The following is a 15,350-nucleotide window of genomic DNA, read 5'->3' as shown; positions in this document are numbered from 1 at the left end:
CTTCTAAGTACGGAAAAAACGACGGATAAGGCGGTGTTGCCAGCTATACGGCAACACGCCGAGGCAGCGTATTATCCAGGTAAACCGGCGCGGAAAGTAAATGCAGTCCTGCCCGCGCTCAAGCCCGTGACGAATCCGTTGAGACGCTTGCTCAGCAGTCACTATCATTGGCATATTGAACGTGTTTTTATCGGTCAGCGGAGTGGCGACAAAACCGGGAAAGATGGTTGATACCGCGATTTCACGCTGACTCCAGTCAAGGCGCAGTGTGTTGGCCAAATAGGCGACGGCTGCTTTCGAAGCGCCATACGCCTCAGCTCTTGGCAACGCGAGCTCACTGGCGATTGAGCCAACGATGGCCACCCTGTGTCCGGCGCTGAGATGAGGCTGGATGCCCTCTATGGCGTTGGCGAGACCAATCACATTAATCTCAAACACACGCGCCATAAGTTTGGCGTCCATCACTCCGTCATCGATGTACTCGCAATCACCGGCATTTAAAATCCATAATGTGGGAGTAAGAGGCAGTTGTGACAAAGCCGCAAGAGTCTGCTCACGCTGGGTGAGATCGAACTGCAAACAGTGCACTGAGGTTGAAAGCGAAGAGAGTTGCTGCAGCTTCTCCTGATTACGGCCGCAGGCGATCACCTGCCAACCAAGACGTGCATAGTCTTCGGCCAGTTTTTTACCAATACCCGACGTTGCCCCAGTAATCAGCACAGACCTCATTGCCCCAGCCTCCGTTTGATCGAGCGGATAACGCTGCCGAGTAACGGCAACTGCTCATACAACATCTCACCTAAATCAAAATAGTCGCGGTGGTAAATCACCTTCGCTTCATGAAACTTCACATGACTCATGCCCTGCACTTGTACCATTCGCCCTCCGGCCAATTTGGGATGTTGGAGCTGCATGGTCCAGGTCAGAAAGGCATTCTGCCCGGCCTGATGCTGTTCGTGGATAACGAAGTCACACCGGTCAACATTGCGGTACAGGTTATCGAAGTAATCAGCCAAAGACGCAAAGCCTTCGATACGATGTGCCGCATCTTCAAACACGACATCGTGATGATAAATATCCTGCAATGTATGCAAGGTGCTTTTGTTGAGCTTAGTGTAAAAATGCGCAACCGTTTGTACATCCATGACCGACCTCAATACTTATACAAAACATAATTTCGTACAACACAACTCTACTGTAGAGCATTTCGCAAAAGTTGTACAAAAAAATATTTGTACAACTTTTTATATTAGGGTGTACGCAAGGGGCAGCGAAGCCGATCACTAAGGCGCTAAGTAAGATGCTGAGTTTGGAGGATAAATAAGTAACAAAATGAAAACGGCACCCAAAAGTGAGCACGGTAAAAAGCAGGGTAAATCAAGGGCAGAGATGTGCGGCAATCCGTTGCACATCCCGATTGACGTTTACGGTAGCGACAAAAAACCAGACTCCGATATTGCTTCATTGCTTCATTGCTTCGAAATCTGGTTTTATCTTGAAACTTTGTTCACCAGTCAACGATCACCGATCAAGGGCTTCGGGTTAATGATTGACGACTGATAAACTGACGGCTGGCTGAGCCGGTAGATTGGCGGCAATGTACTCAGCCACTTGTTCCCGCTGCTCTTGGTTGAGATACAAACCTAACTTGGTACGGCGCCATAATAGGTCGTCACTGTTTTTGACAAATTCATGCTCCAGCATGTAATCCACTTCGATTTGGTATACACCTGGCGCAAACTCGCGCCCCATCTGTTCAGCGTTAGAAACACCCGCCAGCATTTTGTGGGTGTACATACCGAATTGAGTCACATAGCGAAACGCCTGCTTATCACTTAGCCACGGATATTGCTGCTGAATGGTGATGGCCAGTTTTTCCCGGCTACAGCTGAAATCGCCACCCGGCAATGTGCTGTACGCAGTCCATGGACGTCCCATGTTCGGGAAAAACGGCTCCAGTTTTTTCATCGCTGACTCACCCAGTTTACGGTAAGTCGTCAACTTACCACCAAAAATAGACAAAATCGGCGCTTCGCCATCTTTGGTCAGTTCCAGAGTGTAGTCACGCGTGATCGCCTGCGGTGAATCTGATTCATCATCACACAGCGGACGCACACCACTGTAAGTCCATACGACATCATCTTTGTGTACTTGGTTAACAAAGTGCTGGTTTACGATATCGAGCAGGTATTCCACTTCCTCATCGCAGATCTCGACTTTACGCGGATCGCCTTTGTACTCCATATCTGTGGTGCCTATGATGGAAAAATCCCCCAGATAAGGAATAACAAATACAATCCGGCCATCTTTATTCTGCAGAATGTAAGCTTTATTTTCGTGATGAACTTTTGGCACTACGATGTGGGAGCCTTTGATCAGACGAATGTTACGCGGTGACGCTGCATGCAAGCCGTCGTCAAACACCTGCTTGACCCAAGGCCCTGCCGCATTCACCAGAACTTTGGCTTTGCGCTCAAAACGCGTGTTGGTCAGCACATTATGAATCGTGACGTGCCAGATACCGTTTTTCTGTTCCGCTTGCTCAACCTTACAGTAGTTCGCCACTTCTGCTCCGTTATTCTGGGCAGACAACACATTCAGCAGCACCATACGCGCATCATCAACCCAGCAGTCAGAATATTCAAAACCAACCTTCATCTCTGGTTTCAGCAAACCGGATTTAGCCAGATCAATTTTGCGACTCGCTGGCAGTGTGGTGCGCTTACCCAGGTGGTCATACAGAAACAGGCCGCAACGAATCATCCACGCAGGACGCAGGAACGGGCGATGAGGCAGGCGGAATCGCATCGGAATCGAAATATGCGGCGCTTTACGCAGCAGTACTTCACGTTCGGCCAGTGCCTCTGAAACCAGACGAAACTCATAATGCTCCAGATAACGCAGTCCGCCGTGAATCAGCTTGGAACTTGCCGATGACGTCGCGCTGGCAAAATCCTGAGCTTCATAGAGACCGACCGACAGGCCTCTGCCGGCAGCATCCGCTGCGATACCGGCACCGTTGATACCTCCACCGATAATAATCATATCGAGAAGATGGTCATTATTATGTTGAGTCTTTGTGTTCATTTTTGCTGACCTTAGTATTCTAATGAGCGAACGAATATGACTCATGGTAGATCCATTTTCGTTTTCAGTCACCAAAAATGTTCGTTTATGCTCGATTTGTGTGATTCAGCCACAAAAAAAGCCCACAAGTATTAACTAATGGGCTTTTAATAGCGCTTAAATGAGTTTATGCGCTCTTACCTTCGATCACACTCAGAGTTATGTTGTGCTCGTTAAGGATATTGATAATCTGTTCCGGCGGGCGCTGGTCGGTAAACAGACTGTGAATTTGGGAAATATTGCCCAGTTTCACCATGGCGTTACGACCAAATTTAGAATGGTCCACCGCGAGCAGTACGCTGCGACTGTTCTCGATAATCGCCTGTTTGACCCGAACTTCATGGTAGTCGAAATCCAGTAATGAACCGTCCAAGTCTATGCCACTGATACCAAGAATACCGAAGTCCAGACGAAACTGCTTAATAAAATCCAGTGTCGCCTCGCCAACAATGCCGCCGTCACGGTTGCGTACTTCGCCACCCGCCAGAATCAGCCTCACTTCCGGATTAGGTAACAAGATGGTTGCCACATTCATATTGTTGGTGACAACACGCAGTTGCTTGTGGTTTTTATTCAGGGCGCGGGCAACCGCTTCAGGTGTGGTTCCGATATCAATAAACAGTGTCGCACCATCCGGAATTGACTTGGCGACCTCCTCAGCAATAATGTCTTTTTCGCTGAAATTTATCGATTTACGCGTATTATAAGAGATGTTTTCCGAACTTAACGGAATCGTCGCCCCACCGTGATAACGGCGGATTTTATTTTCGTCGGCGAGTTCATTAAGATCACGACGAATGGTCTGCGGGCTGACATTAAAACGTTCGACTAACTCTTCGGTGCTCACATAACCATGTTTAGTAACCAGCTCGACAATCTGCTGGTGTCGTGGAACTTGCTTCACGTACTCTACTCCTGATAGTGATCTTGTTGTTATAAAGGGCATTGTGCGCCAATTACAACCCTATGAGAAGTTGTGAAGCCCCAAATCAGGAGCTGATGCAAAAAAAGAGCGCTCTTACGCGCTCTTTTTTGTTGGTTTGCCCATAAATCAGACGATTAATCTTCACTATCGCGTAATTCTGACCAAACCTGAGCACATTTCACCGCTCGCTTCCAGCCTTTGTAACGACGGGCGCGCTTGTCTTCGTCTTCATGCGGTGTAAAGGTACGATCCAGAACCGCTTTATTACGCACTTCCTCGATACCACTCCAGTAACCTACCGCGATACCAGCCAGATAAGCAGCCCCCAGTGCAGTCACTTCCGTCACTTCAGGACGCTGTACTTCAGTATCCAACACATCAGCCTGGAACTGCATCAGGAAGTTGTTTGCCACCGCACCACCGTCGACTTTCAACGTCTCCAGACGGATACCTGAGTCGGCCTGCATCGCATCCAGTACGTCACGAGTCTGGTAGGCAATCCCTTCCAGCGTGGCGCGGATAATGTGGTTGGTATTGGTGCCGCGAGTCAGACCAACAATGGTGCCACGGGCATGTGCATCCCAGTAAGGTGCGCCAAGGCCGGTAAATGCAGGCACCACGTAAACGCCGTTAGAGCTGTCTACTTTGGTGGCAAAGTATTCAGAGTCGTGTGCGTCCGAAAACAGTTTGAGTTCATCACGCAGCCACTGAATCGAAGCACCACCCATAAAGACCGCACCTTCCAGTGCATAGTTAGGCTCACCGTTCGGGCCACAAGCCAGAGTCGTCAACAAACCATGGGTTGAAGCTACGCGCTCGGTCCCCGTATTCATCAACAGGAAGCAGCCGGTACCGTAAGTGTTTTTCGCCTGTCCAGGTTCAACACACATCTGACCGTACAGTGCTGCCTGCTGGTCACCGGCAATACCTGCGATCGGAATACGTGTGCCGCCTTTACCACCAATGTTAGTTTTACCGTAGATTTCAGATGATGATTTCACTTCCGGCAACATAGAGGCAGGAATACCCAGCTCATCGAGCATCTTTTGGTCCCAGCACATGTCATTGATATTAAACAGCATAGTACGCGATGCGTTAGTGTAATCAGTAATATGAACGCGGCCCTGGGTCATCTTCCACACCAGCCAAGTATCAACGGTACCAAACAGCAGTTTACCCGCTTCAGCATCTTCACGAGCGCCCTCGACGTTATCCAGAATCCATTTCACCTTGGTACCGGAAAAATACGGGTCAAGAACCAGACCGGTATTATCACGCACGTAAGACTCCAGACCACGAGCACGTAACTCATCACAAATGTCAGCGGTACGACGACATTGCCACACAATCGCGTTATATACCGGCTTACCTGTCTCTTTGTTCCACACCACAGTAGTTTCACGCTGGTTGGTGATACCGATAGCGGCGATTTGATCACTGCTGATACCGGTTTTCGCCAGGACTTCAGTCAGCGTTGAACTTTGGGTAGCGTAGATCTCCAACGGATCATGTTCAACCCAGCCACCCTGCGGATAAATTTGGGTAAATTCACGTTGTGATACCGCGACGATATTAGCGTCGTGATCGAGAATAACAGTGCGTGAGCTGGTTGTGCCTTGGTCGAGTGCTACAACGTATTTTTGGTCGCTCATGTCAGGATTCCTTTTGTTTTCTATTATGTTCTATTTTTAAATCGTTTTAATGGTGACTTTACAGATCAATAAGTCTGTGGTTACGCCGATGCGTTTTCCACCGTTTCATCACATTGATTCGGGATAGTGCAACCCTGGCCTTCCTGAGGTAAGTGTGCACCGATCACTTTCGGATACAGCCATCCGCCAAAACACGCACCACAAATGGTAGCGACAATCGGCACGATGAAATACGGGATATCTTTAGCGCCGGACAATGCGTAATCCCAGCCAGCAAGGTAAGCAAACAGCTTGGGACCGAAGTCACGCGCCGGGTTCATAGCAAAACCGGTCAGCGGGCCAAGTGAGCCGCCAATAATCGCAATAAGGATACCGATCAGTAAAGGGTTCATTGCGCCACGTGACGCGCCATTGCGCTCATCACCCAGCGCCAGAATGACAAACATCAAAACTGCGGTAATGACAAACTCGACCGCAAAAGCACCAGAAAAAGAGAGAGCCGGATTCGGGTAAGTCGAGAAAATACCTGCCGTAGCCAGAGCCTCTTCACTACCTCGGGTGAAATTGTGGGCAATTTCGTAGTCGGTAAACAGCGGGCCGAACAGAGCGTAAACCAGCGCGGCTGCGCTGAAAGCCCCCAACAACTGAGCAGCGATATAAGGGATTACCTTTTCCTTTTCAAAGCCGTGAAATACGGCTAATGCAATTGTGACTGCCGGATTAATATGCGCTCCGGAAACTCCCGCAGTGCAGTAGATGGCAATCGCAACTGCAAAGCCCCACATAATACTCACTTCCCATTGGCCAAACTGCGCACCGGTTAAAACCAGTGCCGCAACGCAGCCAACACCGAAAAATATCAGTAATCCGGTGCCAATAAATTCAGCAATACATTGTCCTAGCAAACTAGGTTGTTTAAGAGTGGTCATAATGTTCGTCCTTTTGTTTTCACGGCTCGTTATAGTTGCTCGTTATAATTGTGTTGTTGCTGACGTAATTATGCATTCATTATCGAATACGAAAACAAAGAAACACAAAAAATGCGCGTTCACTCATAACTAAATGACAAACTCATTTCTTGTTTGTTACATAGATCACTTTATTCCCGCATCTTTGCTGCCTCAGATCATGGAAAAGGCGCTAAAGTTCGCACATTAAGTCCTCTGAACACACCAGGCCATTGCGTAACCTATCCCGAAAAATAACCATAACCTATTGTTTTAAAATAATTTAATCCATAAAACTTTCGAAAGTGACAATTAAATCACTAAACAAACACCAAAAACAACACAGTTAGGCAACATAAATAGCAAATGATTAACAACACAACGTTCGTTCGCTCGGAAAATAAACAAAAATTTTAAAATGAATCGGGAAATCAATAAGTAGCCGATAACAAAATCGCCGATTCGCATAAAGGTAAGCGCGGACAGAATAAGCCGCTGTCAATAAACGCAGCAGCAAGCATAGAGCAAGCGGTCATGACACGAACAGTTCTGTCTGTGCGCAAGTAATGTTCCGTTAAACGATCATGACTCAGAAGAAGCAGGTCCAGAAGAAACATACAGTGGGATTATGAGGGCAAAACAAAAGGCCCTGAGGGTGAACTCAGGGCCTTGGATTGACATCCCCCCCGGGCAGAGCAGGCCGTGTCCGGAGTGATTGTTTTATTGGCCAATGGGTTTATCGGCACATTGGCTTATTGGTGCATTGGTATCTTGGGGAATTACGAATTGCGCAGCGCGGCAATTCGTTTATCCAACGGAGGGTGACTCATCAGCAGTTCTGTTAATGTGCTTTTACCGTTAATACCAAATGCCATCATTGAACCTTCAAGCTGAGGTTCATAGCTCATCTTCAGACGCTCCAGTGCGGCAATCATTTTCTGTTTACCGACCAGTTGCGCGGCACCAGCATCGGCATGGAATTCACGATGACGGCTATACCACATCGTAATAAAGCTTGCCAGGAAGCCGAACACCAGCTCCAGCACCATAGAGACCGCAAAATAAACCATCATGTTGCTGCCCTCACCCTCTTCCGAGTCACGGGATGCGATCAGGTTGGCAACAAAGCGCGACAGGAAGATAACGAAGGTGTTCACCACACCCTGCATCAGTGTCATGGTGACCATGTCACCGTTGGAAATGTGGCTTATCTCATGGGCGAGTACCGCTTCGGCTTCATCACGGGTCATGTTATGTAGCAGTCCCGTAGAAACAGCGACCAGAGAATCATCACGCTTAGCACCGGTTGCGAATGCATTCATGTCCGGCGCGTCGTAAATCGCCACTGTCGGCATACCAATACCGGCTTGCTGTGCCTGACGACTCACAGTTTGCATCAGCCAGTGCTCCATTTCATTACGCGGGTTTTCAATCACCATTCCGCCCACAGAGCGCAGTGCCATACCTTTCGACATCATCAGCGAAATGAAGGCACCGCCGAAACCAAACACTGCCGCCATAACCAGCAGACCAGACAGACTGCCTGGCTGCATACCGGTAAAGGCATACACAATATTCAAAACAACACTTAACACCAGCACCACGGCCAGGTTGGTCGCCAGGAATAATAACACTCGCTTCATTTACTTTTCTCCGCACAGGATGTGAAATATAACGCCCTTAGTTGTCTGTTTTAAGTCAGGGCTTATAGACTGATTCTTTTACTTTAAGACGTAACTAATACTGAAAGACTAATCTAATAGATAGTGTCTAAGATTTGATATTCAAGGTTAAGCAGTAAATTGCAACATTTAATGTCTGTCTTCAATGCCCATTCAGCGTCAGGTCGGATCAGTATGACTTTAGACTTTGGTCTTATTGAGGGATCCCGGGAAAGAAACTACATTTTGGGAGTTCAGGGATTAACCGATAATGAAAGGAAAGTATCATGGCTGAAGCGCATAGCTACCAAATGGCGATTGATTTACTTTGTTGTCACCTAGGCTTAACTGAAGAAGAAGCCAAAAAAGAGCTGGGTATCAGTACTGATTCAGCCAAACAGCAGAATATCGCTGACACGCATTATGCGCTGATGGGTTTAAATAAAAACTAAGGTTTGAATCAAACCCATACTTGCAATGCACATAAGTTTTACTGAAAAAGGCTGCCAAGGCAGCCTTTTTTGATCGTTTGTTTTGCTATCACGTCATCGACCGGGAAATCAGTTATCCCCTACTGGCCCGCTACGCGTGCGCAGGCTCGCCGACTAACGGCGTCACATCGATGTATTTGCCCAGATCCTGGCGTTTAGCGCTGAGTAAATAAGGGATCTCACCCAACTTAGGCGCGTCGATGTGCTGCTCCAGCATGGTGATGATATCGGCATAATGTTCTGTGCCGGGATTGATGCGGTTCGCGACCCATCCCACCAGGTTCAGTCCGTCGGCTTTGATGCTCTCGGCCGTCAGTTGCGCGTGACTCAGACAGCCTAGCTTAATACCAACCACCAGCACCACCGGTAACTGCTCTTGCTTAACCCAGCTAGACAGATAGTCTGAATCTGATACCGGAACCCGCCAGCCACCGGCACCTTCCACTAATACCATGTCAGAATTAGCTTTTAGCTTCGCCAGCTTGTCGCTGAGAACTTCATATTCAATCGTCACATTTTCATATTTGGCAGCAATGTGAGGCGAAGTTGCCAGTTCCAGTGCATAAGGATTAATATCTTCGTAATCCATTTTCTTCGACGCAGCCTGCAACAGGTGCAGCGCATCTGAATTACGAAAGCCATGCTCAGTTTTCTCACAACCGGCGGCTACTGGCTTATAACCAATCGTCGTTAAATCCCTGGCAGATAATGCCTGTAAAATGGCTTTGGATGCCACTGTTTTGCCAACGTCGGTATCCGTACCCGCAATAAAAAATGCATCTATCATCGATGTATTACCCCTAAACAAACCTGATATGTTGCAGGCAGAAGACCTTGATGGTTACCAAACAACTGGTAGTGCTGCTCGACCTGAGTGAGCACGCGTCGGCTGGTTAAGCCACGCGAACGGCCATTGACGTGATTGGCGCCAATTCCCTTCAAATCGCGCATTAACGAAAATGCAGACTCGTACCAGACTGTAATCGTCGGTAAGTCTATTTGATGTTGCAAACACTGGGCTTGCGCCAACGCAATTTTTAACTGATTGAGCGTGATGAAATGATTAACGTGTTGATGTGCATCAATTTTCGCCCAGGCAGATTTAAGTTCACTCAGCGAGCCATCAAGTAAAGTAGAAAATAAGCCGATGCCGTCAGCTTTCAAGACCCGACGCACTTCGCGCAAAGGTTGTGATAAATCATCACACCACTGCAATGCCAGGCTAGAAAATACGACATCGAATGATTGGGCCGCAAACGGCAGACGCTCAGCATCCGCCAACACGTAGCGCATCCTGTCATCACCGCAACGCTCTCGGGCGGTATCCAACATACCGGCAGATAAATCTGCACACACGACACGAGCGCCACGCTGACGCAGTAACAGCGAGAAATAACCGGTGCCACACCCCAGATCCAGCACCTGATAGCCGGTCAGGTCTGCAGGCAGAAAACGAAGTAAACGCTCACCGACATCGCGCTGAAAAGCTGCATGCTGGTCATAGTGAGCCGCTGCTTTACCAAACGCCTCGGCAATCGCGGCTTTGTCGGTACTCAAAGAGGAATCCGATAGCATAGTGACTGTCATGTTTGCTCCTCCAGACAGCGCAGCAGGCTCTCTGCCATATGCTGGACATGAGCGACCTGATGACTGGCAGTCAGCGTAATACGCAGCCTTGCACTGCCCTGCGGCACAGTTGGCGGGCGAATCGCTGTCATCCAGCACCCGGACTGTTTCATTTGCTCAGCAACATCCAGGGTCCTTGCGGCACTGCCGAGAACAAAAGGCTTAATGGTGGTATCAGTTGCCATATAGCCAGGCAAATCTTTGAGCATGGCATCATAGGTATCGGATAACTCGACCAACTTATCCCGGCGCCACTGCTGGGACTGAATCATCTGCGCGGCGTGAGTCAGGGCGTGGGCCTGGGAAGGCGGCATCGCGGTAGAGTAAACATGATGACGGGCAAACTGGGTCAGATAATCCCCGACCGAAGCGTTACATAAAATCGCGGCACCGGACAGACCAAACGCTTTACCGAAGGTCGCCACCAGAATATCCGCTTTTATACCCGCAGCATCACAACTGCCTGCCCCTTTGCGCCCCAGAATTCCAATGCCGTGCGCATCATCGACGGCCAGCCAGGCTTTCCCTTCAATACTATGCTGAATTTGCGCCAACGGAGCCTGATCGCCATCCATACTGAATACGCCTTCAGTGACGACCAGCTTAGCGGCGCTATCGGCATTCAGCAGTTGGTTGAGATGCTTGATATCATTATGACGAAAGCGCTTCATAGTCGCTGCACTGAGTAATCCGGCTTCCAGCAGCGAGGCATGATTCAGTTTATCCTGAATGACAACATCGTCTTTGTTGAGCAGGGTAAACAACAGCGCCTGGTTTGCGCTGAAACCAGAGCCGAACAGCACCGCACGCTCGTAACCGAGCCACTGACACAGCTCTTGTTCAAGAGCCTGATGGGCATAGTTGAAGCCGGTGACCAAAGGCGATGCACCGCTGCCACAGCCATATTTATCCAAACCAACCTGCCAGGCTTTGACCAGTTCAGGATCCGCCGCCAGCCCGAGATAATCGTTACTGGAAAAATTGACAAACTGGCGGCCGTTTTGTTCAAAACGAACCTTATTGCTGCCCTGCAGCACCTGCAGAGTCCGGCTCAGCCCCTGCTGCTTGCGCGCGGCAAGGGCTTGCTCGATTCTGGAGTTAAACGCTGGCATCGTAGAAAATGTCATCCGCGGTTGGACGAGCTGCCACACGCTCTACCACGCGATCCAGCAGTTCATTTTCAGTAATTTCATCTGGCTTTTGAGCCACTTGTTGACTATTTATGCCCAGCTTTTTGAACAGCATCATATCGCTGTCTTCAGCCGGGTTTGGTGTGGTCAGTAACTTGCAACCATAGAAAATAGAGTTAGCTCCAGCCATGAAGCAAAGTGCCTGCATCTGCTCATTCATATTCTCGCGACCGGCTGACAAGCGCACTGCCGACTGTGGCATCATGATGCGGGCAACCGCGATCAGACGAACAAAATCAAACGGCTCCACATCTTCAGCTGTCTCCAGCGGCGTGCCTTTGACTTTAACCAGCATGTTAATCGGCACACTTTCCGGGTGTACCGGCAGATTAGCCAGTTCAACCAGTAGTCCGGCTCGGTCATTGGTGCTTTCGCCCATGCCGATAATACCGCCTGAACAGATTTTCATGCCGGCATCACGCACGTGGGACAAGGTATCCAGGCGATCCTGATAAGTACGCGTGGTGATGATGTTACCGTAGAACTCAGGCGAGGTGTCCAGGTTGTGGTTATAGTAATCCAGCCCGGCGTCAGCCAGCTCTTTCGCCTGTTCAGAATCGAGCATACCCAGCGTCATACAGGTTTCCAGCCCCATGCCTTTCACGCCTGAGATCATCTCTTTAAGCAATGGCATATCACGCGCTTTCGGGTTCTTCCACGCCGCGCCCATACAGAAACGGGTGGAACCTGAGTTTTTCGCTTTTTGCGCGGCGTCTAATACACGTTCCACTTCCATCAGACGCTCTTTATCAACGTCAGTACGGTAGTGAGCACTTTGCGGACAATACTTACAGTCTTCTGGGCAGGCACCGGTTTTTATCGACAATAAAGTGCTGACCTGAACATAGTTATTGGGGTGAAACTGGCGATGCACCAGCTGTGCCTCAAACAACAGGTCCATAAACGGTTTTTCAAGCAGGGCGTTGACTTCAGCCACTGTCCAGTTATGACGAGTTTCCACGTGTAATCCTTGTTGGGGTTATTAGTTTTATGTTGGCTAGTCTACCGACAAGCGTTAGACTGTCAACAACAACAAAATCAACAAGTTTACACTTGTTTGCTTTTTAATCTAATTTCAGTTCGGATTATCTATGGATCTCGCCTTCGACCGCCAGCACATCTGGCATCCTTACACTTCAACCCTTACACCTCTGACCTGCTACCCGGTGACCCATGCCGACGGTGTCTCGCTCTATCTTGAGGATGGTACAGAGCTGGTAGACGGCATGTCTTCCTGGTGGTCCGCCATTCACGGTTACAATCATCCGCGCCTTAATCAGGCCGCTCACCAACAGATTAATAAGATGTCTCACGTCATGTTCGGCGGCATTACCCATCAGCCGGCGATTGATGCCTGCCGCAAGCTGCTGGAGCTGGCTCCGGATAATCTGCAACATGTTTTTCTGGCTGATTCCGGCTCAGTCGCGGTTGAAGTCAGCCTGAAAATGGCGCTGCAGTACTGGCATGCCAGAGGCGAACAGCGTCCGAAGTTTCTCACTCTGCGCCACGGCTATCACGGAGATACCTTCGCCGCGATGTCAGTCACCGATCCGGACAATTCGATGCACAGTCTGTATAAAGGCTTCCTGCCGGAGCATCTGTTTGCTGAGTCGCCGCGAGGCGGTTTTTGGCAAGAGTGGGATGACAACGACATCATCGATTTCCGTCGACAGCTCACCGATAACCATCACCAGATAGCCGCAGTGATCTTAGAGCCCATCGTGCAGGGTGCAGGAGGAATGCGTATCTATCACCCGCAGTTCCTGCGTGAAGTGCGCGCCTTGTGCGACGAATTTGGCGTCTTGCTGATCCTGGATGAAATTGCGACCGGATTTGGCCGCACCGGCAAGTTGTTTGCCTGCGAACACGCAGGCATTGCACCGGACATTCTGTGTGTCGGTAAAGCGCTGACAGGTGGCTACATGACCTTATCGGCCACCCTGGCCAGCAAAGACGTCGCCGATACAGTGTGCGGCGGTGAGGCCGGCTGCTTTATGCATGGTCCAACGTTTATGGGGAATCCGCTGGCATGTTCAGTCGCGGCTGCGAGTCTGGAATTAATTGCAGAAAATCACTGGCAACAACAGGTTAAACAGATTGAGCAATGCTTTGCTGAGCGTTTACCTCTCCTCAACCACTATCCGCAAGTCAAAGCAACGCGCTGGCTTGGCGCCATCGGGGTGGTAGAAACACATCATCCGGTGCACATGGAAGCGATTCAGGCATTATTTGTCGAACATGGAGTGTGGATTCGCCCGTTTGGCCGTTTGATCTATATGATGCCACCATTTGTCAGTGAAGCTCATCATCTCGACCAACTGCTTAACGCGGTAGAAGCGGCCTTACAGACCCCGGAATGTTTTCAGTCGTAGCCAGCTTTTCAGCACAAGGACCGTTTTCAGGACAAATCTCGTCTTCAGACTTAGCACTGATTGTTATTGATACAAATTTGTTAGCGATACCAAATGGCCACCGGCGCTCACGCGCCGATGGCCATTGATAAAAGATGTCTGATTAGCAGCACTGCTTTACTGCTAGATTCGCCAATGATTATACCGCGTGCTGGGTCACATAATGCTGCCAGTACTGGTAAGCCGTGGCCATGGCTTGTTCGCGATCGAGGGTTTTGGCAAACAGCACTGCAGTCATGGTGGCAACCACGCTATTCGCCATCTGCACTTTGTCCTCTTCCGCAGTGCCAAGCGGGCAATCAGCAGGTAATGCAATATCAGACAGGTATTGTTCAGGCCAGTAATAACTGTGCACACCGTCGGTTTGGCTCAGCCACACCGTCTGGCTCACTTTCGGGTTATACTCCGACTCACCGGATTGCCCTTTAAACGACACGACAGCATGTGCCGTCTTACCAATCACGTGCTCAACTTCCGCATGCAGCTGCTGAAAACCCGGGTGAAAGCTGCCGCGCAGACCTATCTCAGCACCACCAGGATTAAGCGCCCGCACCACGGTATTGATCGGTGTACGCAAACCATAGCGATTTTTCCAGCTCATCATCAGCTCAGCCTGAGGTGCAAACGCGCTCAGCGGCAAATAGGCGATATTACCGGTTTGCAGCAGGAGTTCGGCATGGTCTGCATCGGATGCCAGCGGTACCTGGCAAGCGGTCAGGTAATCCTGGGCATGTTCACGGGATGCGGGTTTGTCATTGTAACCGTGCATTAAGATCTTGTGACCATTATCTGCCATGATTCTGGCCGCCAGCAGATGCCATGGTTTTCCCGCCGCAGCGCGTTTACCGGCATAACATGGCCAGTCAATTTCTGCACCAATCGCTGGCACTCTTGACTGGAATGCTTTAACAAATCCGCCGATTTCCGCATTGGTCTCATTCTGGACCCGGATCAGCATCAGCAGCATGGCCATCTGGTCATCACCCACCTCTCCATTCAGATACTCATCCATCACCTGATAGGCTTGATCAAAAGTCAGCGGCTTACGCCCGCGTTCTCCGCGCCCTACCGTGCGAATACATTCCAGAATCGTACTCATTGCGACCTCATTCTTCTGCACAGCCATAGTCCGGCCGTGGTTATTTTGTTATTTATCGCTTTGTTTTACCACGTAATCGTTACGGGTCAATAGCCAGCAGTGATAACACTCTTTTCTCTTTCAGTATCGTACAGCTTAGCAGCGAAAGGCTGACAAAATCCGCTGTGCGAATATCGCACAGAATTCCCTTCATGCCGTGCATTCCGCGCATGCTAAGCCATA

The 15,350-nt window shown here is 49.6% G+C and carries 14 protein-coding genes; 2 read left to right on the top strand and 12 right to left on the bottom strand.

From position 1 onward, the window contains the following. Positions 1-3: 3 nt before the first annotated feature. The 7 genes from E6C74_RS09255 to htpX all read right to left on the bottom strand — a co-directional run bounded on the left by E6C74_RS09255 (position 4) and on the right by htpX (position 8,293). Entirely contained in the window at positions 4-729 is a 726-nt protein-coding gene (locus E6C74_RS09255) for an SDR family oxidoreductase (protein WP_136484432.1), read from the bottom strand. Beyond that, positions 726-1,145 (bottom strand): nuclear transport factor 2 family protein, encoded by a 420-nt coding sequence (locus E6C74_RS09250; protein ID WP_136484431.1) that lies wholly within the window; start codon positions 1,143-1,145, stop codon positions 726-728. Before E6C74_RS09250 ends, E6C74_RS09255 begins: the two co-directional genes overlap by 4 nt. A gap of 397 nt (positions 1,146-1,542) precedes the next feature. Beyond that, positions 1,543-3,087, bottom strand: coding sequence for a glycerol-3-phosphate dehydrogenase (gene glpD / locus E6C74_RS09245; protein ID WP_136484430.1), 1,545 nt, complete (start codon positions 3,085-3,087; stop codon positions 1,543-1,545). A 166-nt stretch (positions 3,088-3,253) separates the two neighbouring features. Then, on the bottom strand, positions 3,254-4,030 hold the full coding sequence (locus E6C74_RS09240) for a DeoR/GlpR family transcriptional regulator (RefSeq protein WP_136484429.1): 777 nt from the start codon (positions 4,028-4,030) through the stop codon (positions 3,254-3,256). Between the two features lie 155 nt (positions 4,031-4,185). After that, a complete protein-coding gene (gene glpK, locus E6C74_RS09235) occupies positions 4,186-5,703 on the bottom strand; it encodes a glycerol kinase GlpK (protein ID WP_136484428.1) in 1,518 nt (505 codons plus the stop codon). Positions 5,704-5,783: 80 nt separating this feature from the next. Then, entirely contained in the window at positions 5,784-6,632 is an 849-nt protein-coding gene (locus tag E6C74_RS09230; RefSeq protein WP_136484427.1) for an MIP/aquaporin family protein, read from the bottom strand. 797 nt (positions 6,633-7,429) lie between these two features. Next, positions 7,430-8,293: a protease HtpX gene (gene htpX, locus E6C74_RS09225; protein WP_136484426.1), complete on the bottom strand. Its 864-nt coding sequence runs from the start codon at positions 8,291-8,293 to the stop codon at positions 7,430-7,432. A 305-nt stretch (positions 8,294-8,598) separates the two neighbouring features. On the opposite strand from htpX, the gene E6C74_RS20985 reads away from it, so the two are divergent. Beyond that, complete coding sequence (locus E6C74_RS20985; protein WP_168796999.1) at positions 8,599-8,763, top strand: hypothetical protein; 165 nt, start codon at positions 8,599-8,601, stop codon at positions 8,761-8,763. 130 nt (positions 8,764-8,893) lie between these two features. Here the strand turns inward: E6C74_RS20985 and bioD are convergent, their stop codons facing one another. From bioD to bioB, 4 genes are read right to left on the bottom strand one after another with little or no spacing between them, the layout of a single operon-like run. Further along, the gene (bioD, locus tag E6C74_RS09220) at positions 8,894-9,589 is read right to left on the bottom strand and encodes a dethiobiotin synthase (RefSeq protein ID WP_168796998.1); all 696 of its coding nucleotides are present in this window, start codon (positions 9,587-9,589) and stop codon (positions 8,894-8,896) included. After that, positions 9,586-10,389 carry a malonyl-ACP O-methyltransferase BioC gene (gene bioC, locus E6C74_RS09215; protein ID WP_136484424.1) on the bottom strand — a complete coding sequence of 268 codons (804 nt, stop codon included), beginning with the start codon at positions 10,387-10,389 and terminating at the stop codon, positions 9,586-9,588. Before bioC ends, bioD begins: the two co-directional genes overlap by 4 nt. Continuing rightward, positions 10,386-11,540 (bottom strand): 8-amino-7-oxononanoate synthase, encoded by a 1,155-nt coding sequence (gene bioF, locus E6C74_RS09210; protein WP_136484423.1) that lies wholly within the window; start codon positions 11,538-11,540, stop codon positions 10,386-10,388. The genes bioC and bioF overlap by 4 nt, the downstream gene beginning before the upstream one ends. Next, entirely contained in the window at positions 11,527-12,579 is a 1,053-nt protein-coding gene (bioB, locus tag E6C74_RS09205) for a biotin synthase BioB (protein ID WP_136484422.1), read from the bottom strand. The genes bioF and bioB overlap by 14 nt, the downstream gene beginning before the upstream one ends. Positions 12,580-12,709: 130 nt before the next feature. Here bioB and bioA point away from each other — a divergent pair, with 130 nt between their 5' ends. Further along, the gene (gene bioA, locus E6C74_RS09200) at positions 12,710-13,990 is read left to right on the top strand and encodes an adenosylmethionine--8-amino-7-oxononanoate transaminase (RefSeq protein WP_136484421.1); all 1,281 of its coding nucleotides are present in this window, start codon (positions 12,710-12,712) and stop codon (positions 13,988-13,990) included. 178 nt (positions 13,991-14,168) lie between these two features. Here bioA and E6C74_RS09195 read toward each other — a convergent pair whose 3' ends face one another. Continuing rightward, positions 14,169-15,155: a glycosyl transferase family protein gene (locus E6C74_RS09195; protein ID WP_136484420.1), complete on the bottom strand. Its 987-nt coding sequence runs from the start codon at positions 15,153-15,155 to the stop codon at positions 14,169-14,171. Between the last annotated feature and the right edge of the window lie 195 nt (positions 15,156-15,350).

This window comes from Vibrio sp. H11, from assembly GCF_004804295.1.
Classification (GTDB): domain Bacteria; phylum Pseudomonadota; class Gammaproteobacteria; order Enterobacterales; family Vibrionaceae; genus Vibrio; species Vibrio ostreae.
This window is presented reverse-complemented; position numbering and strand designations above follow the sequence as displayed.

Coding starts and splice junctions, on each gene's coding strand:
- E6C74_RS09255 (WP_136484432.1), bottom strand. CDS start 729: ATGAGGTCTGTGCTGATTACTGGGGCAACGTCGGGTATTGGTAAAAAA.
- E6C74_RS09250 (WP_136484431.1), bottom strand. CDS start 1,145: ATGGATGTACAAACGGTTGCGCATTTTTACACTAAGCTCAACAAAAGC.
- glpD (WP_136484430.1), bottom strand. CDS start 3,087: ATGAACACAAAGACTCAACATAATAATGACCATCTTCTCGATATGATT.
- glpK (WP_136484428.1), bottom strand. CDS start 5,703: ATGAGCGACCAAAAATACGTTGTAGCACTCGACCAAGGCACAACCAGC.
- E6C74_RS09230 (WP_136484427.1), bottom strand. CDS start 6,632: ATGACCACTCTTAAACAACCTAGTTTGCTAGGACAATGTATTGCTGAA.
- htpX (WP_136484426.1), bottom strand. CDS start 8,293: ATGAAGCGAGTGTTATTATTCCTGGCGACCAACCTGGCCGTGGTGCTG.
- E6C74_RS20985 (WP_168796999.1), top strand. CDS start 8,599: ATGGCTGAAGCGCATAGCTACCAAATGGCGATTGATTTACTTTGTTGT.
- bioD (WP_168796998.1), bottom strand. CDS start 9,589: ATGATAGATGCATTTTTTATTGCGGGTACGGATACCGACGTTGGCAAA.
- bioC (WP_136484424.1), bottom strand. CDS start 10,389: ATGACAGTCACTATGCTATCGGATTCCTCTTTGAGTACCGACAAAGCC.
- bioF (WP_136484423.1), bottom strand. CDS start 11,540: ATGCCAGCGTTTAACTCCAGAATCGAGCAAGCCCTTGCCGCGCGCAAG.
- bioA (WP_136484421.1), top strand. CDS start 12,710: ATGGATCTCGCCTTCGACCGCCAGCACATCTGGCATCCTTACACTTCA.
- E6C74_RS09195 (WP_136484420.1), bottom strand. CDS start 15,155: ATGGCTGTGCAGAAGAATGAGGTCGCAATGAGTACGATTCTGGAATGT.